Source organism: Acidovorax sp. 94, assembly GCF_003634645.1.
Taxonomy (GTDB): domain Bacteria; phylum Pseudomonadota; class Gammaproteobacteria; order Burkholderiales; family Burkholderiaceae_C; genus Acidovorax; species Acidovorax facilis.
Window position 1 is genome coordinate 1,910,855 of record NZ_RBJA01000001.1, and the last position, 22,982, is coordinate 1,933,836.

Below are 22,982 nucleotides of genomic sequence, written 5' to 3' on the forward strand. Positions count from 1 at the left end.
CAGCCACACTGCCTGCCGCCATGATCGTCTGTGTTTGCCGCCGGATTTCCGACCGTGAGATTGCCCGCCACGCACGTGCAGGCATGAGCTTTGACGAAATCCAGTTCGAACTGGGCGTGGCCACTCAATGCGGGTGCTGCGAAAGCTGCGCCCGGGATGTGGTGGCGCAGTGCAGTGCATCGAGTCCGGTGGCCGCCCTGCACAATGAGGCAGCGCCGAAAACGATCCAGCTTGCCAGCTCCATCCTGGAAAGCAAGTCATGGAACTCCTCTCTACACTCGCAGGCAGCCTGATCCTCGTCGCAGGCTCGGCCTGGTGGATCTTTCGCAAATAATCGAGGTCTTTTAGGGCGCTAGCGCTTGATTTACAAGCGCTAGCTGCTATCATTTTTATGTCTCACCCAGATCGATTTGCCACCCCCGGGGGGCTCAGCCGCAATACCGTGATCGTGGGCTCCGTCGTCGCACTGCATGTTGCGGGCCTCTGGGCCCTGCAATCGGGCCTGCTGCGCAAGGCCGCCGAAGTCATCGTGCCAGCAGAACTGCTGACCGAGTTCATCGCGCCCCCCGCTCCGCCCAAGGTCACCCCCCCGCCGCCAGCGCCACCCCCACCGCCCAAGCCCGCCCCCAAGGTGGCTCCGCGGCCTGCACCCATGCCGGTGGCCATTGCCGACCCCACCCCGGCGCCCAACGCCCCCACGGGCATCACCACACCCCAGCCACCTGCGCCGCCCATTGAGGCGCCCGTGGCCCCGCCAGCGCCTGCGCCAGCCCCCCCGGCTCCGCCCGCACCGCCCAAGATCGAGCTGCCGTCGAGCGACGCCGCTTACCTGAACAACCCCAAGCCCAGCTACCCCGCCATCAGCAAACGCATGGGCGAACAGGGCAAGGTGGTGCTGCGCGTACTGATCGGCATCGACGGCACCCCGCAGAAGGTGGAAATCAACAAGTCCAGCGGCTTCGACCGCCTGGACCGGCAGGCCCAGGAGGCCGTCATGCGCTGGCGCTTCGTGCCCGGCAAACGCAACGGCGTGCCCGAGACCATGTGGAACCTGGTCCCTGTCAATTTCGTTCTCGAATAACCGCATTCACCACCAATCATCGCTTTAGGGAGTTTTCTCATGGAATCGCAATTCGGCATCGCCAACGTCTGGATCCAGGGTGACTTTGTCACCCGCGCCGTCGCCATCCTGCTGCTGGCCATGTCGCTGGCCTCGTGGATCGTCATCCTCATCAAGGCGCTGGACATCATCAAGTTCAAGAAACACGCCCGCGCCGCACAGGATTTCTGGCACAGCGAAGACTTTGCCGCCGGCCTGACCAAGCTGGGCGCCGACCCCACCAACCCCTTCCGCCACCTGGCGCTGGAAGGCCGCGAAGCCACCGCCCACCACCGCAACACCAAGGCCCACCTGCACGACAGCCTGGACGTGAGCGACTGGGTCACCCGCTGCCTGCGCAACTGCATTGACGAGTTCACTGCACGCCTGCAATCGGGCCTGGCCATCCTGGCCTCGGTGGGTTCCACCGCCCCGTTCATCGGCCTGTTCGGCACCGTCTGGGGCATCTACCACGCGCTGCTGGCCATTGGCACCTCGGGCCAGTCCACCATCGACAAGGTGGCCGGCCCCATCGGCGAGGCGCTGATCATGACCGCCCTGGGCCTGGCCGTGGCCATCCCCGCCGTGCTGGGCTATAACGCGCTGGTGCGTGGCAACAAGTCCATCCTGGGCGGCCTCAACAGCTTTGCGCACGACCTGCATGCCTACTTTGTGACCGGCGCCCGCGTGAATGCGCCCGGCGAGCAAGGCAAGGTCCTGCCCATGAAGAAAGGTGGCTAAGCCATGGCCTTCGGAACCCAAGACGATGCCGATGACGTGATGAACGAGATCAACATGACGCCCCTCGTGGACGTCATGCTGGTGCTGCTCATCATCTTCATCATCACCGTGCCGGTGATGAAACACTCGGTGAACGTGGACCTGCCCCGCGCTACCAACCAGCCCGAGAACATCAAGCCCGAGACCGTGCGCCTGTCGGTGTCGGCCGATGGCAAGTACTTCTGGAACGAGTTCGAGGTCACGGAGGAAGAACTCTTCCCCCGCCTGCAGACCGAGGCCGCCAAGGAACCCCAGCCCGACCTGCACATCCGGGGCGACAAGAACGTGCGCTACGAGTTCGTGGCCCAGGCAATGGCCGCAGCGCAGCGGGCCGGCGTGCGCAAGATTGGGTTCGTGACCGAGCCCCAGTCCTGAGTGGGTCGGGCTTTACAGGCGCAGTGAATCCATTTCGCCCGAATCAGCACCGCCTGCAGGTCACCTTCAAGAACGTTTTTACGCCTGTGCCCGGTGCAGCAACGCTGCCCGGGCACAGGCGTTGAAGGCCCTCAGAACCTGTTCAAAGTCTTTTCAGGGTCGCACAGGCCATAAAAAACAACAAAAAGAAACACCAAACCCGCTTGACTCGTAATTGCGAATCGTTATCATTAACAAAACGCACTGCAACGCAACAGGAATACTCTTCATGCAAGCCACACTGACCGCCGCCTCGCTCTTGCGTACTGCCCCTTCAGACCTGCCCGTGCCACGCACGGATCGGGACACGCCCCACCCTGCCGACACAGTGGCAGGCGCCGTGGACAGCAATGCCCTGCTTCAGGGTCAGAAAGCGGTAGCGATCAGCCACAACGGCTCGGTGTATCGCCTGCAGGCCACCAAGCTGGGCAAACTCATCCTCACCAAGTAATTGCACCAGGAACCAAGTTTCATCGTGGGGCGACTCCCGGGCTTGCAACAAGCTCGAAAGGGTCGTTTTTGCCAGCCAACGGGTTCGCCCGCGTAGCCAGGCTTTTTTTCTCCCCAGCTCTCCTCGCCCCAGGATTCATCGAACCCCATAAAAAAACCGGCCAGTGGCCGGTTTTTTTATGGGAGATGCTGGTTTGCAATGAAAGCTTAAAGCTTTTTTGGTTGCTAGCGCTTGATGGAAAAGCGCTAGCAGCTATTAAGTCTATAGCAATCTCCAGCAACCCGCGGGTATCAAAGCCCCAGCGCTGCAATCCCGGCGCGGGCAATCTGCGCATCTTCCGTGGACTTCACACCGCTCACGCCCACGGCGCCCAGGCACTGGCCGTCCTTGAGGATCGGCACGCCGCCTTCGAGCAGGCCGTCGATCGTGGGGGCGCTCAGGAAGGATGTGCGGCCACCGTTGATCACGTCCTCGTACACCTTGCTCTCACGGCGCCCCAAAGCGGCCGTGCGCGCTTTGGACGGGGCGATGTGGGACGACACCGCTGCGGCGCCATCCAGGCGCTGCAGCCACAGCAGATGGCCGCCGTCATCGACGATGGCGATGGTCACTGCCCAGTTGTTCTTGAGGGCTTCGGCTTCGGCCGCTGCGGCGACGGCCTTGACGTCGGCCAGTTCGAGTTCGTGTTTGGTTTTCATGGTGCGATCCGAGAAATGGAAAAGTAGAGAAATAGAGAGATGAAATGGAGGCTGTGCGGGCTGCCAACGGGCCAGCCCGGCACAAGAAGCGGCAAGCATAGCGGCATCCCAACCGCCCTTCACCCCCAACCAGGGTGAAAGAACCCTTACCAAAAGTAGGTGACCGGATGCGGGTATTGCAGGGCCAAAAACCATCACCACCTAAAATTTGTCATGTCTGCGTTGTGCAGGCCAACAAGGAGAGACACAAGATGAATGACCAAGTCACCACCCTGGGCCACTCTGCGGGCTATGGCATCTCGCAGGAAGAGCGCCACAAGGTGCTTCGCAATACTTACTGGCTGCTCGCACTGAGCATGATCCCCACGGTGCTCGGCGCCTGGGTGGGCGTTGCCACAGGCATCACCCAGTCGCTGCGCGGCGGCGTGGGCCTGATCGTGTTCCTGGGCGGCGCGTTCGCTTTCATGTTCGCGATCGAAAAGACCAAGCGCTCGGCCGCTGGCGTGCCTGTGCTGCTCGCCTTCACGTTCTTCATGGGCCTCATGCTCTCGCGCCTGATCGGCATGGTGCTGGGCTTCAAGAACGGTACCGACCTCATCATGACGGCGTTTGCCGGCACCGCAGGCGTGTTCTTCGTGATGGCCAGCCTGGCCAGCGTGATCAAGCGCGATCTGTCGGGCATGGGCAAGTGGCTGATGGTGGGCGCTCTGGTGCTCATGGTCGGCGCTGTCATCAACGTGTTCGTGGGCTCCTCGGTCGGCATGATGGCGATCTCGGTGGCGGCCATCGGCATCTTCAGCGCCTACATGCTGTATGACTTGAAGCAGATCCTGGACGGCGGCGAAACCAACTACATCAGCGCTACTCTGGCTCTGTATCTGGATATTTTCAATGTGTTCCAGAGCCTGCTGGCTCTGCTGGGCATCATGGGCGGGGAGCGCGAGTAACCCGCGCACCTGCAAGCAGGTGATTTGCCTCAAAGGCTCCTTCGGGAGCCTTTTTTCTTGCGGCTTTGCACAGCCCGGGGCTCAATAGCGCGCACGGCGTGCCGATAATGCAAGTACATGTATCGCAAACCTTCCTCCACCGCACTACGGCTGCTGGCTCTTTCCAGCATCCTGCTGCTGACTGCCTGCGACAAGATTCCCGGCCTGGGCCCCGATCCGCGCGTCGCCCAGCGTGAGGAGGAAGCCAAGGCCATCGGCGGCGCCTGCCGCCACGCGCTGCGGGGCCTGGAAGACTGCTACACCTTGAACCCCAAGGCCCCCAAGGCCTCGGTGTTTGCCGGGTGGAAGGACATGGACGCCTACATGCGCGAAAACAAGATCGAAGGCGCACCGTCAGTGCTCGGCAAGGTCGAGAAACCCGAGCGCACCGAACGATCCAGCGACATCGAAACCGAGCCACGCGACCCGGCTGCCAGCCGCAATCGCAGCTAGCCCGTCCGTCAATCGACACCTGAGGAGGCAGGCAGCGCCGTCATCGGCCTCCCCCCTTCGCTCAGTCGCGCTCGAACACCGCCATGCTCTCAACGTGTGCCGTGTGCGGGAACATGTTCACCATGCCCGCCGCCGTGCACCGGTAGCCCGCCAGGTGCACCAGCAGCCCGGCGTCGCGCGCCAGTGTGGCGGGGTTGCAGCTCACGTAGACGATGCGCTTCGGCGGGGCCCAGCCCTCCGCCCCCGTTGGCAGCGGGCCCGCGCCTTCGGCGCCGATGCGCGCCTGCTCGATGTCGGCAAGGGCCTTGGCCAGGGCAAACGCCCCTTCGCGGGGTGGGTCCACCAGCCATTTGTCGGCAGATCCGTCGGCCACCAGCATTTCCGGGGTCATCTCGAACAGGTTGCGCGCTACAAAATCAGTAGCTGCTAGCGCTTTATGGTCAGGCGCCACGGCCTGATTCAATGCATAGTTTTCGCGCGAACGGGCCACCAGGGCCTCGCTGCCTTCGATGCCCAGCACCTCGCGCGCCTGTGTGGCCAGTGGGAGCGTGAAATTGCCCAAACCGCAAAACCAGTCGATCACGCGTTCGTGCGGCTGCACATCCAGCAGGCGCAGCGCACGCGACACCAGCACGCGGTTGATGTGCGGGTTCACCTGGGTGAAGTCGGTGGGCTTGAACGGCATGGTGATGCCAAAGTCCGGCAGCGCATATGACAGCAGCTCGCCCCCTTCGTCCAGCAGCTTCACCGTGTCGGGCCCCTTGGGCTGCAGCCACCATTGCACGTGGTGTTCGGCCGCAAAGGCGCGCAACCGGGCAAGGTCATCCGCACTCAGCGGCTCCAGGTGCCGCAGCACCAACGCGGTTACGGTGTCGCCGCAGGCCAGTTCGATCTGCGGGCAGGTGTCGCGCGCATCCATGCCGGCAATCAGCGCGCGCAAGGGCATCAGCATGGCGTCCACATGGGGGGGCAGCACGGGGCACTGCTGCATGTCGGCCACATAGCGGCTCTTGCGTTCGTGAAAGCCGATCAGCACCTGGCCCTTCTTGATCACATGGCGCACCGACAAACGGGCGCGGTAGCGATAACCCCAGGACGGGCCTTCGATGGGCCGCAGCATGGTCTGGGCCTTGACCTTGCCCAGGTGCCAGAGGTTGTCTTCGAGCACGCGCTGCTTGACGGCAACCTGGGCGCCCACGTGCAGGTGCTGCATCTTGCAGCCACCGCAGGCACCGGCGTGCAGGCCAAAGTGCTGGCAGCCGGGGCGCACACGCTGCGACGATTCGCGGTGAATCGCCACCAGGCTGGCCTGCTCCCAGTTGTTCTTCTTACGGTGGGTGTTGGCGGTGACCAGCTCGAACGGCAGGGCACCGTCGATGAAGATCACCTTGCCGTCGGGCTTGCGGGCAACGCCCTGGGCATCCAGGTCCATGGACTGCACTTGCAGCCAGCCTTCGGGCAAGTCGCTCTGGGAATCCTGCGCGGTGGGTTCAAACGAGGGGGATAGTTCTTTCGGTTCGCTCATCCCCCGATTGTCTCAGGCCCGGGACAGCCCCCGCACGGGCCCCTGAACCGGGCGCTCAGCTGCGGTCTGCGCGGGCGGGACGACCGCCCATGCCCATGGAGCCCGTAGCCCCTTGAGCAGACGCCAGGGGAAGCTTGTTGATGGGGAGGTCGCAGTTGTGGTTGTCAGGCGAGAACACCAGTGTGGAGCCCGGGGCAACCTGTGGCAGGGTCTGGTGGATCTGGTAGGACAGGTCCACCGGGGGCTGGGGGGCGCGGTACACGATGTCCTTGTCGGGGCCGTAAACCACGTAGCACGAGGCTGCAGCCGACTGGCTGAAAAAGGCCGCCGCCAGCAGGGCAGCAGCAGCGTATGGAAAGCGGATCATGGTTCTTCTCCTCAATCTGACAGGTCTGCCGGGCATTATGCGGGCTTTGGCAGGCAACGCCAATGTGGCCGCTGGAGGCTGCGGCGCGGCAGCACGAATCCCGTGGCTTTCAACGCAGATGCAAATGGTTGGTGTGCTTGACCTCCTCCATTACCGCATAGGTGCGCGTCTCGCGCACGCCCGGCAGTTGCCACAGCACATTGCCCGCGAACACGCGGTAGGCGTTCATATCGGCGGATCGCGTCTTGAGCAGGTAGTCGAACCCGCCCGCCACCATGTGGCATTCCATGATTTCGGGGTGCACCTGCACGGCGGCCTTGAACTGGTCGAACACATTGGGCGTGGTGCGGTCCAGCAGCACCTCCACAAACACCAGCATGCCCGCGCCCAGCTTCAGGGGGTTCAGGCGCGCCTCGTAGCCCAGGATGAAGCCATCGCGCGTGAGGCGCTGCACCCGCGCCAGCACGGCCGTGGGCGACAGGGCCACCGCCTCGGCCAGCTTGAGGTTTGCAATGCGGCCGTCCTCCTGCAGGATTGACAGGATCTTGCGGTCAATCCGGTCGAGATCGGGTTCTTCTTGCATCTTGATTAGCGATTAATTCGGTGTAGAAGCCAATTTTCGACCATTTATTCACCACCAACCCAAGGATCATCGCCAATAACGCGCCAAACCCTCGTTTGGCCCTCCAAATCACCGAAAGACACCGCCATGACGCAGCCCAACGCCCAGACCTCCGGTCCGTTTGCAGACTTCGCGCCCCGCACGCCGCTCTCCAACCCGCTGAGGGCCGCCATCACCGCCGCCACCCGCCGCCCCGAGCCCGAGGCCCTGGCCCCGCTGCTGGCCCAGGCCCGACTTCCTGCCGATCAAGCGGCGTCCGCCGAGCAACTGGCCCTGCGCATTGCCAAGGCGCTGCGCGAACGCAAGGCCAGCGCCGGGCGCGCGGGCATCGTGCAAGGGCTGTTGCAGGAGTTTTCGCTGTCGTCGCAAGAAGGCGTGGCGCTGATGTGCCTGGCCGAGGCGCTGCTGCGCATCCCCGACAAGGCCACACGCGACGCGCTCATCCGCGACAAGATCAGCCACGGCCAGTGGGATGCCCACCTGGGCAAGAGCCCTTCGTTGTTCGTCAACGCCGCCACCTGGGGCCTGCTCATCACCGGCAAGCTGGTGGCCACGCACAGCGAAGGCAGCCTGGGCAACTCGCTCAGCCGCCTGATCGGCAAGGGCGGCGAGCCGCTGATCCGCAAAGGCGTGGACATGGCGATGCGCATGATGGGCGAACAGTTTGTGACCGGCGAGACCATCGACGAAGCGCTGCGCAACGCCCGCACGATGGAGGCCGAGGGCTTTCGCTATTCGTACGACATGCTGGGTGAGGCCGCGCTGACCAGCGAAGACGCCCAGCGCTATTACGCGTCGTATGAGCAAGCCATCCATGCGATTGGCAAGGCCTCTGCTGGGCGCGGCATCTATGAAGGGCCGGGCATCTCCATCAAGCTCTCGGCCCTGCACCCGCGCTACAGCCGCGCCCAGTTTGGCAGGGTCATGGACGAGCTGTATCCGCTGGTGTTGCGCCTCACGGCCCTTGCCAAGCAGTACGACATTGGCCTGAACATCGACGCCGAAGAAACCGACCGGCTGGAGCTGTCGCTGGACCTGCTGGAACGCCTGTGCCACGAGCCCACGCTGGCGGGCTGGAACGGCATTGGCTTTGTCATCCAGGCCTACCAAAAGCGCTGCCCGTTCGTCATCGACTATGTGGTGGACTTGGCGCGCCGCACCCAGCGCCGACTGATGGTGCGCCTGGTCAAGGGCGCGTACTGGGACAGCGAAATCAAGCGCGCCCAGGTTGATGGGCTGGAGGACTACCCCGTCTACACCCGCAAGGTACACACCGACATTTCTTACATCGCCTGCGCACGCAAGCTGCTGGCCGCGCCCGAAGCCGTGTACCCCCAGTTCGCCACCCACAACGCCGAGACGGTGGCCACCATCTACCAACTGGCGGGCAGCAACTACTACGCCGGGCAGTACGAGTTCCAGTGCCTGCACGGCATGGGCGAGCCGCTGTATGAGCAGGTGGTGGGGGCCATCACCGCCGGTAAATTGGGCCGCCCGTGCCGCATCTACGCCCCAGTGGGCACGCACGAAACCCTGCTGGCCTACCTGGTTCGCCGCCTGCTGGAAAACGGCGCCAACACCTCGTTTGTGAACCGCATTGCTGACGAAACGATTGCACTGAATGAGTTGGTACGCAGCCCCGTGCAGGTCGTAGACCAGCAAGCTGCGGCAGAAGGCACTGCGGGCTTGCCCCACCCCCGCATTGCCACGCCCCAGGGCCTGTATGGCGCGCATCGCACCAACTCGCGCGGGCTGGATCTGTCGAACGAAAACACGCTGACCGAGCTGGCCACCACCCTGCAAGCCACTGCCACCCATGCCTGGACCTCCGCACCCCTGCTGGGCGCCGATGCCCCCGCAGGCCCCATGCAGCCCGTGCGCAACCCCGCCGACCACAGCGATGTGGTGGGCACCGTGCAGGAGGCCACTACCGCCGATGTGGACCAGGCACTGGCCCACGCCCGGGCCGCCGCAGCCCCCTGGGCCGCCACCCCGCCCGCCGAGCGCGCAGCGGCCCTGCTGCGTACCGCCGACTTGCTGGAGGCCCGCATGCAGCCCCTGCTGGGCCTGCTGATGCGCGAAGCAGGCAAGAGCGCCAGCAACGCCATCGCCGAAGTACGCGAAGCCGTGGACTTCCTGCGCTACTACGCCGCCCAGGTGCAAAACACGTTCGACAACGCCACCCACGTCCCTCTGGGCCCGGTGGCCTGCATCAGCCCCTGGAACTTCCCCCTCGCCATCTTCATGGGCCAGGTGGCGGCTGCACTGGCCGCAGGCAACCCCGTGCTGGCCAAGCCGGCAGAGCAAACCCCGCTGATCGCCGCCGAGGCCGTGCGCCTGCTGTGGCAGGCCGGTGTGCCCCGCGCCGCCGTGCAGCTGCTGCCCGGCCAGGGCGAAACCGTGGGTGCGCGCCTCATTGGCGACGCCCGCGTGATGGGCGTGATGTTCACCGGCTCCACCGAGGTCGCCCGCATCCTGCAGCGCACAGTGGCCGGGCGCCTGGATGCCGCAGGCCGCCCTATTCCGCTGATCGCAGAAACCGGTGGCCAGAACGCGATGATCGTGGACTCCTCCGCGCTGGTGGAACAGGTGGTGGGCGATGCCGTGTCGTCGGCCTTTGACAGCGCAGGCCAGCGCTGCTCCGCCCTGCGCGTGATGTGCGTTCAGGAAGAAGCCGCCGACCGCGTGGTGGAGATGCTGCAGGGCGCCATGGGCGAACTGCGCGTGGGCAACCCCGGAGCGCTGCGTGTGGACGTGGGCCCCGTCATCGATGCCGAAGCACAAGCGGGCATCGTCCGACACATTGAGAACTTCAAGGCCAAGGGCCATCGGGTGTTCCAGCACCCGAACCATGTGTCGGCCGCCGGCGTACAAGGCACCTTCGTTCCCCCCACATTGATCGAACTGAACCACATCGGCGAGCTGCAACGCGAAGTCTTCGGCCCCGTGCTGCACCTGGTGCGCTACGCCCGCAACGACCTGGACCAGTTGCTCGACCAGATCAACGCCACCGGCTACGGCCTGACGCAAGGCGTGCACACCCGCATCGACGAAACCATCGCCCGCGTGGTCAACCGCGCCCATGCTGGCAACGTGTACGTCAACCGCAACATGGTGGGCGCCGTGGTGGGCGTGCAGCCCTTTGGCGGCGAAGGCCTGTCGGGCACGGGGCCCAAGGCAGGTGGGCCGCTGTACCTGCTGCGCCTGCTGTCGCAGCGCCCGGCCGATGCGCTGGCGCGCACCTTTGCCGACGCCGACCGCACTACGCCGCCCGAGGAGGCAGTGCGCGAGCGCCTGCTGGCGCCTCTGGCCACCTTGCAGCAATGGGCGCAGCTCCAGGGCAATGCAGCCCTGGCCAACACCTGCCAACAGTTTGCCCTGCAAACCCAAAGCGGCACAGCCCGCACCCTGCCCGGCCCCACCGGAGAGCGCAATGTCTACACCCTGGCCCCCCGTGGCCGCGTGCTGTGCCTGGCGCAAAGTGTTAACGACCTGCTGGTGCAGACGGCCGCCGTGCTCGCCACCGGTGGCACCGCCCTGTGGCCCAACGCCCAGGCCCACCTGCGCACGCCATTGCCCACGCTGGTGCAGGCGCAGATCCAGTTGCAGGACAACACGCTGAACGACGGCACGCTGGAGCTGGATGCTGTGCTGCACCACGGCGACGCCCCCTCGCTGCAGGCCGTGTGCACCGCCCTCGCCCGCCGCGCGGGGCCTATCGTGGGCGTGACGGCACTGCAGCCCGGTACCACGGACATCCCGCTGGAGCGCCTGGTGATCGAGCGCGCGCTGAGCGTGAACACAGCCGCAGCTGGCGGCAACGCGAGCCTGATGACAATTGGATGAGGGCCCAGCATCGGGCCATCATCCAACCTGGAGAAATTTGAATAAAATTGGCTACTAGCGCTTATTCATCAAGCGCTAGTAGCTATTAATTTAATAGCACTCAAGATACCGATGCCAGCGGCAGATTGAGCAACAGGTTCTGCGGCTTGATGCGCACCACGCCCTCGGCGTTGGTCGCCAGCCCCAGGTACACCGGCTTGCCCGCCACGTCGGCACGCATCTCGGCCGGGTTGGCAAAGGTCAGCGTGAACAGGCTCACCAGTCGCGCCATGCGCTCGCCATCCACCGGCCGATCCTGGTACAGGTCGTTAAGGATGGCGGTGGACTCCACATCCAGCCCCACATGCCAGCGCCACGCGCTGTCGGTGACCTGGTGCACAGGCTCGATCTGCACTTGCACGCCCAGCAAGTGGCCGACCCAGCGCTCCAGCACCCGCGCCAGCGCCTTCAGGCCAGAACGGGCGCGGGTCATCTTGAAGGTCAGGCCATGGCTCAGGTCCTGCGTCAGCTCATGGGTCAGGTCGAGCAGAAAGTGGTGGCGGTCGCTCTCCTGCCAATATTGCGCCGCATGGTCGGCCGACAGCACCTTGACCTGCGCCGTGGGCTGCAGTGCACCGCTTTGCAGCAGCAAGCGGCCCACCTCGCCCAGGCCCGCGGTCTCGTTGAGCATGTCGAGCGTCGCCCGGTCGCCTGCCAGCATTTGCCCGTCTTGCAAGGTGATGCGCTGCGAGCGAAACAGCATCTCGGCGGCGCGGGCTTCAAAGGCGTCGTTGCAGTTGTCGAGCAGGTTGCGCAGCAGGGCCTGCACCACGGCGTCGATGAACACGGCGGGCACGTTCACCACCCCACTGCGCATGAGCTGCAAGTAGTACGCCTCCAGCGTGCCGGCGGCCAGCAGGCCATCGCGAAAACGCAGGAACACGGTGTAGTTTTCACGGGCGTCGTCGTCCTGCACCGCTGCCAGTTCGGCCGACAAAACCACCCGTGAAGGCGATAACGCCAGAGATTCGTGCAGGGCGATCTCGGCGGCGCAGGACTCTGGCACCAGCGCCAGTTCAGGCCGGGCAAGCAGCCACTGCAAGTATTCATCGGAAGGCACCAGCCAGCCGCGCGCATCCCGGGCCAGCGCCTGAAAGCCACATCCGGGCCAGAAATCAGCAGCTGGCGTCATGCGAAGGACCTCTGCCCCAGGAAGAAGAACGTTGTGGCGGCGCGGTGGGAAGCGTCAAGGGTCGGACCATGGAAGACGGGAGGTGAATGCTGGGGTGAATGTGGGTGGGCAACAAGTGGCTTCACGGGAAGTTGCGACGCGGCGTTGACACAGTCCGTGAGTGTAGTTGTCGCACTCCTCACGCCTTACGCTGTGTGCGAACGCCTCTCGCTACCCATACCGCCCCATGGACGCAAAGGGGGCCACCTCCTCTCGAAAAGCACCGTTTTTCCGCTGCTTACCCCGGGATTGGCCTGATCGAATTCAGGGACTATCAAGGCAACGTCCACAGAACACCCATCGGCCCGGTGATCACCCGATGCCGCACCATGGACTGCCAGATCACCCGAGGAGTCGCAACATGCTCGATATTTCACAAGCCACCAACATGCTGACGTCCCTGGGCGTCTCCAGTTCCATGGCGGCCAAGGCGGCAGAGCGCACGGCCCAGAACCACGCGGGCGCGGACCCTGTCACCTTTCTCAAAGAACTGCAGACCACGCTGGAACAACTGTCTGCCGAGGCTGCACAGGGAAAAGCGACTGGCACCAGCACCGCAGGGGCCACCACGGTGGCCGCACAAACCAAACCCTACCAATCCACCGCCGCCCTCTACAGCACCAAAGATGCGGTGGACACCGGGACCACCGAGGCCGCAGTCAAGGCGCCCTTCAGCAACCTGGAAGAATTCCGCGCCTGGGAGCGCGGCCTGGGCGATACGTTTGCCGAAGACTACGAAGTGCCGGACTATGTGCGGATGACAGCGATGTCTTTGAGCGGAGGCGACCAGGAGGTGGTTGGCCGCTACATGTTCTTCAAGAACCACCCCGAGTTTGCGGCGGACTACGAAGCCATTCGCAGCGGCAAACTATCGCAATTCCCAACGGATGGCTCGACGCTCGTCAAAAGCGACCTGACCGCAATGCCGTCGGAGACCGCCTCGTTCTACAAGAAGAACCCCGAAATGCTGCTGGCAGCCGAAGGGTTCAACATGGACCCGACACTCGCCAAAATGCGCACGGACGGGACCGTCGCAACGCCTGAGGGCGTGAACCCCTCTGAATGGCTGATGAGCAATAAATGGACGGCTGATGGGGTAGTTCCCCAAGACAACCGCTTGGCTCTGGCCCAAGCGCCCTACATCGGTCTGGACGGCAAAGGTGCCGACACCTACCGGCTGACCACTTACGACTCGGCCACAAACAGCATCATCAATTTCGACGGAACCGCCTACGACCCGGTCACCGGTGAAGCCAGGGCCTGACCGCAGCCTGGCCTGGGGTTTGCCGTCTTCCCAGGGCGGGGAAGACGTGGTCCGGCATGGTCTTCCTAAATGAGCCGTTTCAACCAGGGGGTACGGTGGAACACCAGCGCCACCACCAGCGCACCACCAAACACCAGAGCGGCCACAAGCGGCACCGTGAGCAGCGGCGCGTGGTCCTCAGGCTTGAAACCGTATTCCCTGAACGATTCCAGCAAAATCGGGTGCACCAGATAGACGCCCAGCGTTAACGGAGCAACCCTCTGAACGCACTGCGCCCATCCCCCCGCCAAGGTGCATTGTTTGAGCATCAGCATCAAGCTGATCGACATGGGGATGACGGAAAAGCTCAGGTAGCCATAGAAATACAGTCCCCTGTCCAGCCCCTGCGCGCGGCCCAGCCAGTAGCAGCCCACGGCGGTGACCGCCACAGCCAACCCAAAGACCGCCATCAACACAGCCAGGGGGATTTTCCTGTCACTGGTCTGGATCAGGTAGCCACAGAGGAAATACGGCAGGTACGGCAGAAACCAGTTGATGAAAAGGCCTGCCCCATCGCCAGAAAAGACGCGGGAAAACTCGTTCACGCCAGACAGCACAAACATCAAGGCCACAAGCCACCACAGATCGCGCCGGCTTGTGTTGCGCACCAGCGTCCTCAGGAAGGGAACGAACAGGTACAGGCACAGGATCATGTACAGGAACCACAGGTGGTAGTGAGGCCACCCTCTGGCAACGCTGTGCAAGACATCCATCGCGCGCAGCTCGGCCAGGGCACCCCGGTGGTTCCAAAGAATGTAGACAGCACTCCAGAAGGCAATTGGCAGCAGGACCCGTGTCGCCCGCTTGCGGTAGAACTCGGCCACACCCTCGGTCTTGCGCGGGTCGAGCAACAACGCGCCGCTCACCATCACGAACACCGGCACACACCAGCGCACGAGGGCGTCGTACAGATTGCCGTACCACCAACCAGGGGAACCCAACGCCGCCAGAGTGACCACGCTGCCGACCACGTGCAGGACCACCACGGCCATGATGGAGACGACCCTCGCTACATCAAGCCAGATCATTGTTTCTAGGTCTTTGGCGTGACAGTGCTTTTTTATTCCCACTCGATCGTCGCTGGCGGCTTGCTGCTCACGTCGTACGTTACGCGGTTGATGCCGCGGACTTCGTTAATGATGCGGCCTGACACCTTCTTGAGCAGCGCATAGGGCAGTTCAGCCCAGTCGGCGGTCATGAAGTCGCTGGTCTGCACGGCGCGCAGGGCCACCACGTAATCGTAGGTGCGGCCATCGCCCATCACGCCCACGCTCTTGACGGGCAGGAAGACGGTGAAGGCCTGGCTGGTGAGGTCGTACCAGGTCTTGCCACTGGCTTCGTCACGGAAGTTGCGCAGCTCTTCGATAAAGATCGCGTCGGCACGGCGCAGCAGGTCGGCGTATTCCTTCTTCACCTCGCCCAGAATGCGCACGCCCAGGCCGGGGCCAGGGAAGGGGTGTCGGTAGACCATTTCGGGCGGCAGGCCCAGGGCAACGCCGAGTTCGCGCACTTCGTCCTTGAACAAATCGCGCAGGGGCTCCAGCAGCTTGAGGCCCAGTTGCTCGGGCAGACCGCCCACGTTGTGGTGGCTCTTGATGGTGACGGCCTTCTTGCTCTTGGCCCCGCCGCTCTCGATCACGTCGGGGTAAATCGTGCCCTGCGCCAGGAAGGTGGCACCCTTGTGGCCCCCGTCGCCCGCCTTCAGTTTCGCGGCTTCCGCCTTGAACACGTCCACGAACAGGCCGCCGATGATCTTGCGCTTGGCTTCGGGGTCGCTCACGCCCGCCAGCTTGCCCAGGAACAGGTCGCTCGCATCCACGCGGATCACTTTGGCGTGCAGCTTGCCGACGAACATGTCCATGACCATGTCGCCTTCGTTCAGGCGCAGCAGGCCGTGATCGACGAAGACGCAGGTCAGCTGGTCGCCAATGGCGCGGTGGATGAGCGCGGCGGCCACGGACGAATCCACACCGCCCGAGAGACCCAGGATCACTTCTTCATCACCCACCTGCTGGCGGATCTGCTCCACAGCTTCGGCAATGTGGTCACGCATCACCCAGTCGGGACGGGTGCCGCAAATGCCGAGCACGAAACGGTCAAGCAGCGCCCTGCCCTGCACGGTGTGCGTGACTTCGGGGTGGAACTGCACGGCGTAGAAGCGGCGATCTTCGTCGGCCATGCCGGCGATGGGGCAGCTGTCGGTGCTGGCCATGAGCTTGAAGCCCGGGGGCAGCTCGGTGACCTTGTCGCCGTGGCTCATCCACACGTTGAGCATGCCGTGGCCTTCAGGCGTGGTGAAGTCGGCGATGTCCTTGAGCAGTGCGGTGTGGCCGCGCGCGCGCACGGCAGCAAAGCCGAACTCGCGCTTGTGGCCCATTTCGACCTTGCCGCCCAGCTGCTGCGCCATGGTCTGCATGCCGTAGCAGATGCCCAAAACGGGCAAACCCAGATCGAACACCGCTTGCGGCGCGCGGTCGGTGGTGTCTTCGGTCACGCTGGCGTGGCTGCCCGACAGGATGATGCCCTTGAGCGAACCGTCCTTGGCATAGTCGCGCACCCATTCGTCAGTCACATCGCAAGGGTGCACTTCGCAGTACACGTTGGCCTCGCGCACGCGGCGGGCGATGAGCTGGGTGACTTGCGAGCCGAAATCGAGGATGAGGATTTTCTGGTGTTGCATGGTGGTGGTCCGTCAGAGACGGGAGAGGTCGAGAAGTGGGACACCGCTGCGCCGTGCGGCAGCGGCCTGTTGGGGATCAAAGGTGGCCAGGGGCAAGCGCAGCGAGCGGGCGAGCCACAGATAGGCCGCATCAAAGGTGGGCAGGCCGGTCTCCAGTGCCACGTCGAGCACGGCCTTGTGCTGGGCAGGGGCCAATTCATGGAGCTCTACCCGGTGACGGATGGCTTCGAGTACGCCCCATAGGCCTTCGACGGATGTGGCGGGGATGCGCCCGCTGTTCACGCCACTGGCCAGGATGTTGTGGCACTCCCAGTGCCAGAGGTTGGGCGCCTGGGGCTCCACCTCATCGCGGCGGATCAGGGTGTAAAGACGGCGGGTATGTTCGCTAGCACTGTCAGGCAGCAGCCAGGCGGCGGTGACCGAGGCATCCAGCACGAAGGCGGTCATGCGTTACTCCGACCTGTGCGACGCAGGCAATCCACCGTCGATGAACCTGCGGGTTGAATGCTGGCATGAAGCGCATCCATCTGGCCCAGCTCGCGCGCAATCTGCTCGTCAGAAATCACTGGGCGCCGACGCACGGGAAGCATGCGCACCACCTCTTTGCCATGGCGGGTGATGCGCACTTCCTCGCCCTGCTCGACCAGTTCGATCAAGGCAGAGAACCTGCTTTTCGCTTCGTAGATGCCAACGGACTGCATAAAGTAAAAAGTCTGGCCTGAATGATGAATTCAGACCAGACTATATCAGTCTGACCAGATTTTTTCAATCAGGCCAGACTCGGCATCTCCCAAGGTGGATCAGACCCAGACCCTGCTAACGCCCGCGATCCAGGCTAGGGCAGCCGCGCAAGGGCCGCCTAGCTGCGCAGCGGCGCTTCGCTTGCGTGCACTGGCTGCGTCTCCCTTCCCGAATGGCGCAGCCATTCGAGAGAAGGGGGAAGGCGCGAAGCGACTCAGGGGGTTGTCCCTTAATCAGCGCGGTAGTTCGGCGCTTCCTTGGTGATCTGCACATCGTGCACATGGCTTTCGCGGATACCAGCCGTGGTGATCTCGACGAACTCCGCTTTGTTGTTCATCTCTTCGATCGTGGCGCAACCGCAGTAGCCCATGGAGGCACGCACGCCGCCCGCCATCTGGTAGACGATGGAAACCATGGAGCCCTTGTAGGGCACGCGGCCTTCGATGCCTTCAGGCACGAGCTTGTCAGCGTTGGGGTTGCCGGTGCTCGATTCCTGGAAGTAGCGGTCCGCACTGCCCTGCTGCATGGCGCCAATGGAGCCCATGCCGCGGTAGCTCTTGTAGCTGCGGCCCTGGAACAGGATGACTTCGCCGGGCGCTTCTTCGGTGCCTGCAAACATGCCGCCCATCATCACCGTGCCTGCGCCAGCGGCCAGGGCCTTGGCGATGTCGCCGCTGTAGCGGATACCGCCGTCGGCAATCAGTGGCACGCCTGTGCCCTTGAGGGCCGTGGCGACGTTGTCGATGGCCATGATCTGGGGCACGCCCACACCGGCCACGATGCGGGTGGTGCAGATGGAGCCAGGGCCGATACCGACCTTGACGGCATCCGCGCCCGCCTCGACCAGCGCCAGGGCCGCCGCGCCGGTGGCGATGTTGCCGCCGATCACGTCGATCTGCGGGTAGTTCTGCTTGACCCAGCGCACGCGGTCGATCACGCCCTTGCTGTGGCCGTGGGCCGTGTCCACCACGATGGCGTCCACACCGGCCTTGACCAGCGCTTCGACGCGTTCTTCGGTGCCCTCACCCACACCCACCGCTGCACCTACGCGCAGACGGCCAGCGGCATCGCGGGCCGCATTGGGGAAACTGGTCTGCTTGGTGATGTCCTTCACCGTGATCAGGCCCTTGAGCTCAAAGGCGTCGTTCACGACCAGGATGCGTTCGAGCTTGTGCTTGTTGAGCAGCGCCTTGGCTTCGGCCGGCGTGGTGCCCTCTTTTTCATTGACCGTGATGAGCTTCTCGCGCGGGGTCATGATCTGGTGGACCTTGACGTCGTAACGGGTCTCGAAGCGCAGGTCGCGGCCGGTGACGATACCCACCACCTTGCCGCCGTCGCACACGGGAAAGCCCGAAATGCCGAGCTGTTCGGACAACTGCAGCACCTGCAGCACCGTGTGCTCGGGCGTGATGACCACGGGATCACGCAACACGCCAGACTCGTAGCGCTTGACCTTGGCCACATGAGCAGCCTGCTCCTGCGCCGTGAGGTTCTTGTGCACGATGCCGATGCCGCCCTCCTGGGCAATGGCAATGGCCAGACGCGCCTCGGTCACGGTGTCCATGGCGGCGGACACGAGCGGCAGGTTCAGTTGGATATTGCGGGAGAGTTTCGTCGCGAGGGACGTGTCCTTGGGCAGGACCTGGGAGTACGCTGGCACCAGCAACACATCGTCGAAGGTGAGCGCTTTTCCAAGAAGGCGCATGAGAAAGCTCCAAAAGACGGATTGTACCCGCGCCGCGTGTGGTGAAAACGCGCCCGCCCGTCTTCAACGCACTGGCGGGGGGTGAGTCACATGGATAAACTTGTCCGCATGAAAATGCACAAGCTTCTCCTGCTGGCCGTGGCCTGCACCTGGGCCATGGGCGCGGCGGCGCAATGGCAGTGGATCGACAAGGACGGCCGCAAGGTCTTCAGCGACCGCCCTCCACCCCAAGATACCCCGGAAAAGAACATCCTGAAGCAGCCCGGTGGCGGGATTCCGCGTTCAGCACCCGCTCCAGTGGCAGCCGCGCCAGCGGAAGGAACCCCTGCGGCCACAACCACCGCTGCCGCCTCGGCCACCAAGCCTGCCGCCAGCGCGCCGGGTACCGGCAAAGACAAAGCCCTGGAAGAGAAAAAAGCCCAGGCAGAAGCGGCCGAAGCGGCCAAGAAAAAAGCAGACGAAGAAAAGCTGGCCAAGGCCAAGGCAGACAACTGCACGCGCGCGCGCCAGGCCAAGGCAGCGTTTGACTCGGGCAAACCCATCACCCAGTCCAACGCGCAGGGCGAGCGCATCTTCCTCGACGAAGCTGGCCGGGCGGCGGAATCCAAACGCATCGACGGCATCATTGCCGCCGACTGCAAGCGCTAACCCGAGCCACCCAAGGCGACCTCAGTAGCCCGACTTACCCCCAGGCCGCTGGCGTGCAAACAGCCCCGTGGTCCGCGCGCCCTGCCGTGCAAAACGTTCACGGCGGGCCACCTTGGGGTCCACTTTCAGTGGGCGGTAGACCTCCACACGGTCCAGATGCCTGACTGCGGCGTCAGGCAACACTGCACGCCCCCAGATGCCCAGGGTCGGCCGGTCTGCACTGCCCTGCGGCCCCAGTGCGCCATCCGCCCCACACGCCCGCAACGCATCAGCCACGGTGGCACCTTCGGGCAGCTGAAGTACCCATTCCTGCGTTTTGCGAGGAGCAATACAGACCACCACCGTGACCTGCACAGTGCTCCCCGGCACCCGCTCAGCCATACACCTGCTCCGCACGCTTCACAAAGGCATCGACCATGCTGCCAGCGATGCGGTCAAACACCGGGCCTACGAGCGCCGCGAGCGTGGCACTGTCAAAACCGTAGTTCAGCAGCAATTCCACCTTGCATGCGCGCTGCGAACCGTCGCCCACCGGGTGGAAGTGCCAGTCGCCATCCAGGCGCGAGAACGGCCCTTTGATGAGATGCATCTGCACGCGCCGACCTGCCTCGTGGGTATTGCGCGTCACAAAGGTCTGGCGGATGCCGCTGAACGCGATGCCCACTTCGGCGGTCATGCCGTCCTCGGTCTGCTCCAGCACGCCCGCGTGATCGCACCACGGCAGAAACTGGGGGTAGTGTTCCACCCCGGTGACCAGGGCAAACATTTCTTCGGGGCTGTACCAAATGAGGACGGACTTGTGAACGGTTTTCATGCAGACTGTGCCTGGCATCGGTGTGCGCCAAGCGGAGGAAATTAGAATCGCTGCCAGCGACACCCACACATTGTAGGGAGGCCTTTTAACTCCCGGTTTGTGCCGCATCTACCTCTTCATGGCCAAAAAACCCGATCCTACGTCCCGCATTGCCGACAACAAGAAAGCGGCCTACAACTATTTCTTCGAGGAACGCCACGAGGCGGGCATGGTGCTGCACGGCTGGGAGGTCAAGGCCCTGCGCGAAGGCAAGGTGCAGCTGACCGATGGCTACGTGCTGATCCGCGATGGCGAGCTGTATCTGCTCGGCTGCCTGATCCATGCGCTCAAGACCGCCTCCACCCACGTCAACCCCGAATCGGCGCGCACCAAGAAACTGCTGCTCAAGAAAGACGATATCAAGCGCCTGATCGGCAAGGTCGAGCAAAAGGGCTACACGCTGGTGCCGCTCAATCTGCACTGGAAAAACGGCTTTGTGAAATGCGAAATTGCCCTGGCCAAGGGCAAGGCTGAGCATGACAAGCGCGACACCATCAAGGACCGCGAAGGCAAGCGCGAGGTGGAGCGCGCCATGAAAAGTCGCAGCCGCTGAGGCATGCGTCCGATGCGGTCTGGGCTCACCCCGCCCAGCCCTTGAGATTTTTTTTGCGACGCCGTGGAATAAACCGCTGCGCCCATGTGTTTGTCCCGGTGCAAGGCAGCATTCGCCTCCGCCTGCACCACACCCTGGAGAAACCCATGAAAAAACTGATCTCGATGGCCGCCTTCGTCGCAGCAGCCGGATTGGCCGGCTGCGCCACCATGAACGACTCGCCCGTGAAGACCATGGACGGCGTACTGGTCGGAGCGGGCGGCATGACGCTGTACACGTTCGACCGCGACGCGGCAGGCAGTGGCAAGTCGGTGTGCAACGGCCCCTGCGCCACCAACTGGCCACCACTCATGGCCAGCAAGGCACCCGGTGGCGACTACAGCGTCATCACCCGTGACGATGGCAAGACCCAACTGGCCTACAAGGGCAAGCCGCTCTACTACTGGATCAAGGACACCAAGCCCGGCGACAAAACCGGCGACGGGGTGAACCAGGTCTGGCGCACCGCACGGCCCTGAGAACCCTTCAACGCCGCACAGGCCCCACACGGCATGAACCGCACCCAGGTCATCGAACAACTGCCCGGCCTGCGCCGGTACGCGCGGGTGCTCACAGGCGATGCCTGGGCGGCCGATGATCTGGTGCAGGACACGCTGGAACGTGCCTGCAGCAAGTGGTTGCTGTGGCGCACGGGCAGCGACCTGCGCGCGTGGTTGTTCACTCTGATGCACAACCTGTACCTCAACCAACGCCGTGCGCTGCCCGCGCTGGCGCAGGTGGACATCGACGACATTCACGACCAGTTGCCGGGTGCCCGCGCTCCCTCGGATGACGCCCTGGATCTGGAGCGCTGTCTGCAGCGCCTGCCCGCCGACCAGCGGGCCGTGCTGCTGCTGGTGGCCATGGAGGACATGAGCTACGAGGACACCGCGCGCATTCTGGGCATTCCGGCAGGCACTGTGATGTCACGCCTGTCCCGCGCCCGCACGCGCCTGCGCGCGCTGATGGACCGAGAGCCCGCGCCCAGCCCTATACCGGCTGCCCACGCAGACGCACCCGCAGCAGGCGCTGTGCCTGTGCTGCGTCGCCTCAAATAAAAAAGAGCCATGACCCGCCCCCCCACCATGGACCCGATCCACCCTGCCCCCCACCCACGCGCTGGCGAAAGCAGCACCTGGCACGCCCTCGTGGACGGCCAATTGCCGCCCGCACGGGCGCAGGCGCTGCGCGAGCAATTGCAGGATGATCAGGAAGCGCAGGCCACACTGGCGCACTGGCAGGCACAGCGAGAGCAGCTACACGCCCTGCACCAGGACCTGCTCCACGCCCCCGTGCCCGATACGTTGATGGCCGCAGCATTGCGGGCCACGGACCGCCGGGAGCAGCAGGCGCAGTGGTGGCGTTGGAGTGGCATGGCCGCCTCCGTGTTGCTGGCCTTTGTGCTGGGGTGGACGGGACGCGGCCAGTGGCCCGCCGTGGCGCCCGGCAAAACGCTGGCGACGGGCAACGGCACCACGCTGCTAGCTGCCGAACCGGCACAACGCTTCGCCCAGCAAGCCGCAGTCGCCCACGCGGTGTACCAGCCCGAAGTCCGCCACCCCGTGGAAGTTACAGCCGCCCAGCAGGACCACCTGGTGCAATGGCTGTCCAAGCGGCTGGACCGCCCGCTCAAGGTTCCCGCGCTGGGCGCGCAGGGTTATGAACTGGTGGGCGGTCGCTTGTTGCCTGGCGACACCGGGGTGCGCGCGCAGTTCATGTACCAGAACAGCGCAGGCCAGCGCATCACGCTGTACCTGGGCGCCTTGGCTGCGGCATCCACCAGCCCTGGCCCCGCCAGCGACAACACGCCCCGTCCACAGCCACCGACCACCGCAAGCGCGACCGCATTCCAGTTCACGCAAGAAGGCCCGGTGCCAGGCTTTTACTGGACGGACGCGGGCTTTGGCTACGCCTTGAGCGGACAGCTGTCGCGCACCGAGCTGCTGAGCTTGGCGACAGCGGCGTACCAACAGCTGAACCCCTGACGCGCCGCCAGGGACTCTCCGGGT

Annotated in this window: 26 protein-coding genes; 14 read left to right on the plus strand and 12 right to left on the minus strand. The window is 64.2% G+C overall.

Annotated elements, in window-relative coordinates; translation table 11 throughout:
• The first annotated feature begins 20 nt into the window (after nt 1-20).
• From C8C94_RS08890 to hemP, 5 genes are all read left to right on the plus strand, one after another.
• Nucleotides 21-293 carry a bacterioferritin-associated ferredoxin gene (locus C8C94_RS08890; RefSeq protein WP_055402706.1) on the plus strand — a complete coding sequence of 91 codons (273 nt, stop codon included), beginning with the start codon at nt 21-23 and terminating at the stop codon, nt 291-293.
• A 98-nt stretch (nt 294-391) separates the two neighbouring features.
• On the plus strand, nt 392-1,081 hold the full coding sequence (locus C8C94_RS08895) for an energy transducer TonB (RefSeq protein ID WP_121420470.1): 690 nt from the start codon (nt 392-394) through the stop codon (nt 1,079-1,081).
• 39 nt (nt 1,082-1,120) lie between these two features.
• Nucleotides 1,121-1,840 (plus strand): MotA/TolQ/ExbB proton channel family protein, encoded by a 720-nt coding sequence (locus C8C94_RS08900; protein WP_055398135.1) that lies wholly within the window; start codon nt 1,121-1,123, stop codon nt 1,838-1,840.
• Between the two features lie 3 nt (nt 1,841-1,843).
• Nucleotides 1,844-2,254 (plus strand): biopolymer transporter ExbD, encoded by a 411-nt coding sequence (locus C8C94_RS08905; protein WP_055398136.1) that lies wholly within the window; start codon nt 1,844-1,846, stop codon nt 2,252-2,254.
• Between the two features lie 268 nt (nt 2,255-2,522).
• Nucleotides 2,523-2,744 carry a hemin uptake protein HemP gene (gene hemP, locus C8C94_RS08910; protein WP_121420471.1) on the plus strand — a complete coding sequence of 74 codons (222 nt, stop codon included), beginning with the start codon at nt 2,523-2,525 and terminating at the stop codon, nt 2,742-2,744.
• 290 nt (nt 2,745-3,034) lie between these two features.
• Here the strand turns inward: hemP and C8C94_RS08915 are convergent, their stop codons facing one another.
• Nucleotides 3,035-3,442 carry a heme-binding protein gene (locus C8C94_RS08915; protein WP_121420472.1) on the minus strand — a complete coding sequence of 136 codons (408 nt, stop codon included), beginning with the start codon at nt 3,440-3,442 and terminating at the stop codon, nt 3,035-3,037.
• A 251-nt stretch (nt 3,443-3,693) separates the two neighbouring features.
• Here C8C94_RS08915 and C8C94_RS08920 point away from each other — a divergent pair, with 251 nt between their 5' ends.
• Both C8C94_RS08920 and C8C94_RS08925 read left to right on the plus strand, forming a co-directional pair.
• The gene (locus C8C94_RS08920) at nt 3,694-4,389 is read left to right on the plus strand and encodes a Bax inhibitor-1/YccA family protein (protein WP_055398139.1); all 696 of its coding nucleotides are present in this window, start codon (nt 3,694-3,696) and stop codon (nt 4,387-4,389) included.
• Nucleotides 4,390-4,506: 117 nt separating this feature from the next.
• Complete coding sequence (locus tag C8C94_RS08925) at nt 4,507-4,881, plus strand: hypothetical protein (protein ID WP_055398140.1); 375 nt, start codon at nt 4,507-4,509, stop codon at nt 4,879-4,881.
• Nucleotides 4,882-4,942: 61 nt separating this feature from the next.
• On the opposite strand, the gene rlmD is transcribed toward C8C94_RS08925, so the two are convergent.
• The 3 genes from rlmD to C8C94_RS08940 form a co-directional block, all read right to left on the minus strand.
• Nucleotides 4,943-6,406, minus strand: a complete 1,464-nt coding sequence (rlmD, locus tag C8C94_RS08930; RefSeq protein ID WP_121420473.1) for a 23S rRNA (uracil(1939)-C(5))-methyltransferase RlmD — start codon at nt 6,404-6,406, stop codon at nt 4,943-4,945.
• Nucleotides 6,407-6,461: 55 nt separating this feature from the next.
• Entirely contained in the window at nt 6,462-6,773 is a 312-nt protein-coding gene (locus C8C94_RS08935; RefSeq protein WP_121420474.1) for a hypothetical protein, read from the minus strand.
• A 109-nt stretch (nt 6,774-6,882) separates the two neighbouring features.
• A complete protein-coding gene (locus tag C8C94_RS08940) occupies nt 6,883-7,356 on the minus strand; it encodes an Lrp/AsnC ligand binding domain-containing protein (protein ID WP_010458081.1) in 474 nt (157 codons plus the stop codon).
• A 126-nt stretch (nt 7,357-7,482) separates the two neighbouring features.
• On the opposite strand from C8C94_RS08940, the gene putA reads away from it, so the two are divergent.
• Nucleotides 7,483-11,241 carry a trifunctional transcriptional regulator/proline dehydrogenase/L-glutamate gamma-semialdehyde dehydrogenase gene (putA, locus tag C8C94_RS08945; protein ID WP_121420475.1) on the plus strand — a complete coding sequence of 1,253 codons (3,759 nt, stop codon included), beginning with the start codon at nt 7,483-7,485 and terminating at the stop codon, nt 11,239-11,241.
• Between the two features lie 100 nt (nt 11,242-11,341).
• On the opposite strand, the gene C8C94_RS08950 is transcribed toward putA, so the two are convergent.
• Nucleotides 11,342-12,412: a DUF6352 family protein gene (locus tag C8C94_RS08950; protein ID WP_121420476.1), complete on the minus strand. Its 1,071-nt coding sequence runs from the start codon at nt 12,410-12,412 to the stop codon at nt 11,342-11,344.
• Between the two features lie 400 nt (nt 12,413-12,812).
• Here C8C94_RS08950 and C8C94_RS08955 point away from each other — a divergent pair, with 400 nt between their 5' ends.
• Entirely contained in the window at nt 12,813-13,715 is a 903-nt protein-coding gene (locus C8C94_RS08955; protein ID WP_121420477.1) for a hypothetical protein, read from the plus strand.
• Between the two features lie 65 nt (nt 13,716-13,780).
• Here the strand turns inward: C8C94_RS08955 and C8C94_RS08960 are convergent, their stop codons facing one another.
• The 5 genes from C8C94_RS08960 to guaB form a co-directional block, all read right to left on the minus strand.
• A complete protein-coding gene (locus tag C8C94_RS08960) occupies nt 13,781-14,782 on the minus strand; it encodes an acyltransferase (protein WP_121420478.1) in 1,002 nt (333 codons plus the stop codon).
• A 32-nt stretch (nt 14,783-14,814) separates the two neighbouring features.
• Nucleotides 14,815-16,434 (minus strand): glutamine-hydrolyzing GMP synthase, encoded by a 1,620-nt coding sequence (gene guaA, locus C8C94_RS08965; protein WP_121420479.1) that lies wholly within the window; start codon nt 16,432-16,434, stop codon nt 14,815-14,817.
• A gap of 12 nt (nt 16,435-16,446) precedes the next feature.
• On the minus strand, nt 16,447-16,881 hold the full coding sequence (locus tag C8C94_RS08970; protein WP_055398149.1) for a type II toxin-antitoxin system VapC family toxin: 435 nt from the start codon (nt 16,879-16,881) through the stop codon (nt 16,447-16,449).
• The gene (locus tag C8C94_RS08975; protein ID WP_055398150.1) at nt 16,878-17,135 is read right to left on the minus strand and encodes a type II toxin-antitoxin system Phd/YefM family antitoxin; all 258 of its coding nucleotides are present in this window, start codon (nt 17,133-17,135) and stop codon (nt 16,878-16,880) included. The genes C8C94_RS08970 and C8C94_RS08975 overlap by 4 nt, the downstream gene beginning before the upstream one ends.
• A gap of 269 nt (nt 17,136-17,404) precedes the next feature.
• The gene (guaB, locus tag C8C94_RS08980; protein ID WP_055398151.1) at nt 17,405-18,880 is read right to left on the minus strand and encodes an IMP dehydrogenase; all 1,476 of its coding nucleotides are present in this window, start codon (nt 18,878-18,880) and stop codon (nt 17,405-17,407) included.
• Between the two features lie 108 nt (nt 18,881-18,988).
• On the opposite strand from guaB, the gene C8C94_RS08985 reads away from it, so the two are divergent.
• Nucleotides 18,989-19,528, plus strand: coding sequence for a DUF4124 domain-containing protein (locus C8C94_RS08985; RefSeq protein WP_055398251.1), 540 nt, complete (start codon nt 18,989-18,991; stop codon nt 19,526-19,528).
• Nucleotides 19,529-19,549: 21 nt separating this feature from the next.
• On the opposite strand, the gene C8C94_RS08990 is transcribed toward C8C94_RS08985, so the two are convergent.
• Together C8C94_RS08990 and C8C94_RS08995 are read right to left on the minus strand one after the other, a co-directional pair.
• Nucleotides 19,550-19,909, minus strand: coding sequence for an RnfH family protein (locus C8C94_RS08990; RefSeq protein WP_121420480.1), 360 nt, complete (start codon nt 19,907-19,909; stop codon nt 19,550-19,552).
• The gene (locus tag C8C94_RS08995) at nt 19,902-20,342 is read right to left on the minus strand and encodes a type II toxin-antitoxin system RatA family toxin (protein WP_121420481.1); all 441 of its coding nucleotides are present in this window, start codon (nt 20,340-20,342) and stop codon (nt 19,902-19,904) included. Before C8C94_RS08995 ends, C8C94_RS08990 begins: the two co-directional genes overlap by 8 nt.
• Before the next feature lie 118 nt (nt 20,343-20,460).
• On the opposite strand from C8C94_RS08995, the gene smpB reads away from it, so the two are divergent.
• The 4 genes from smpB (at nt 20,461) to C8C94_RS09015 (ending at nt 22,958) form a co-directional block, all read left to right on the plus strand.
• Nucleotides 20,461-20,934, plus strand: a complete 474-nt coding sequence (gene smpB, locus C8C94_RS09000) for an SsrA-binding protein SmpB (protein WP_055398252.1) — start codon at nt 20,461-20,463, stop codon at nt 20,932-20,934.
• Between the two features lie 146 nt (nt 20,935-21,080).
• Nucleotides 21,081-21,452 (plus strand): hypothetical protein, encoded by a 372-nt coding sequence (locus tag C8C94_RS09005; protein WP_121422776.1) that lies wholly within the window; start codon nt 21,081-21,083, stop codon nt 21,450-21,452.
• A 33-nt stretch (nt 21,453-21,485) separates the two neighbouring features.
• Nucleotides 21,486-22,031, plus strand: coding sequence for an RNA polymerase sigma factor (locus tag C8C94_RS09010; RefSeq protein ID WP_055398154.1), 546 nt, complete (start codon nt 21,486-21,488; stop codon nt 22,029-22,031).
• Between the two features lie 9 nt (nt 22,032-22,040).
• Nucleotides 22,041-22,958 (plus strand): anti-sigma factor, encoded by a 918-nt coding sequence (locus C8C94_RS09015; RefSeq protein WP_370449743.1) that lies wholly within the window; start codon nt 22,041-22,043, stop codon nt 22,956-22,958.
• The last annotated feature ends 24 nt before the right edge of the window (nt 22,959-22,982 follow it).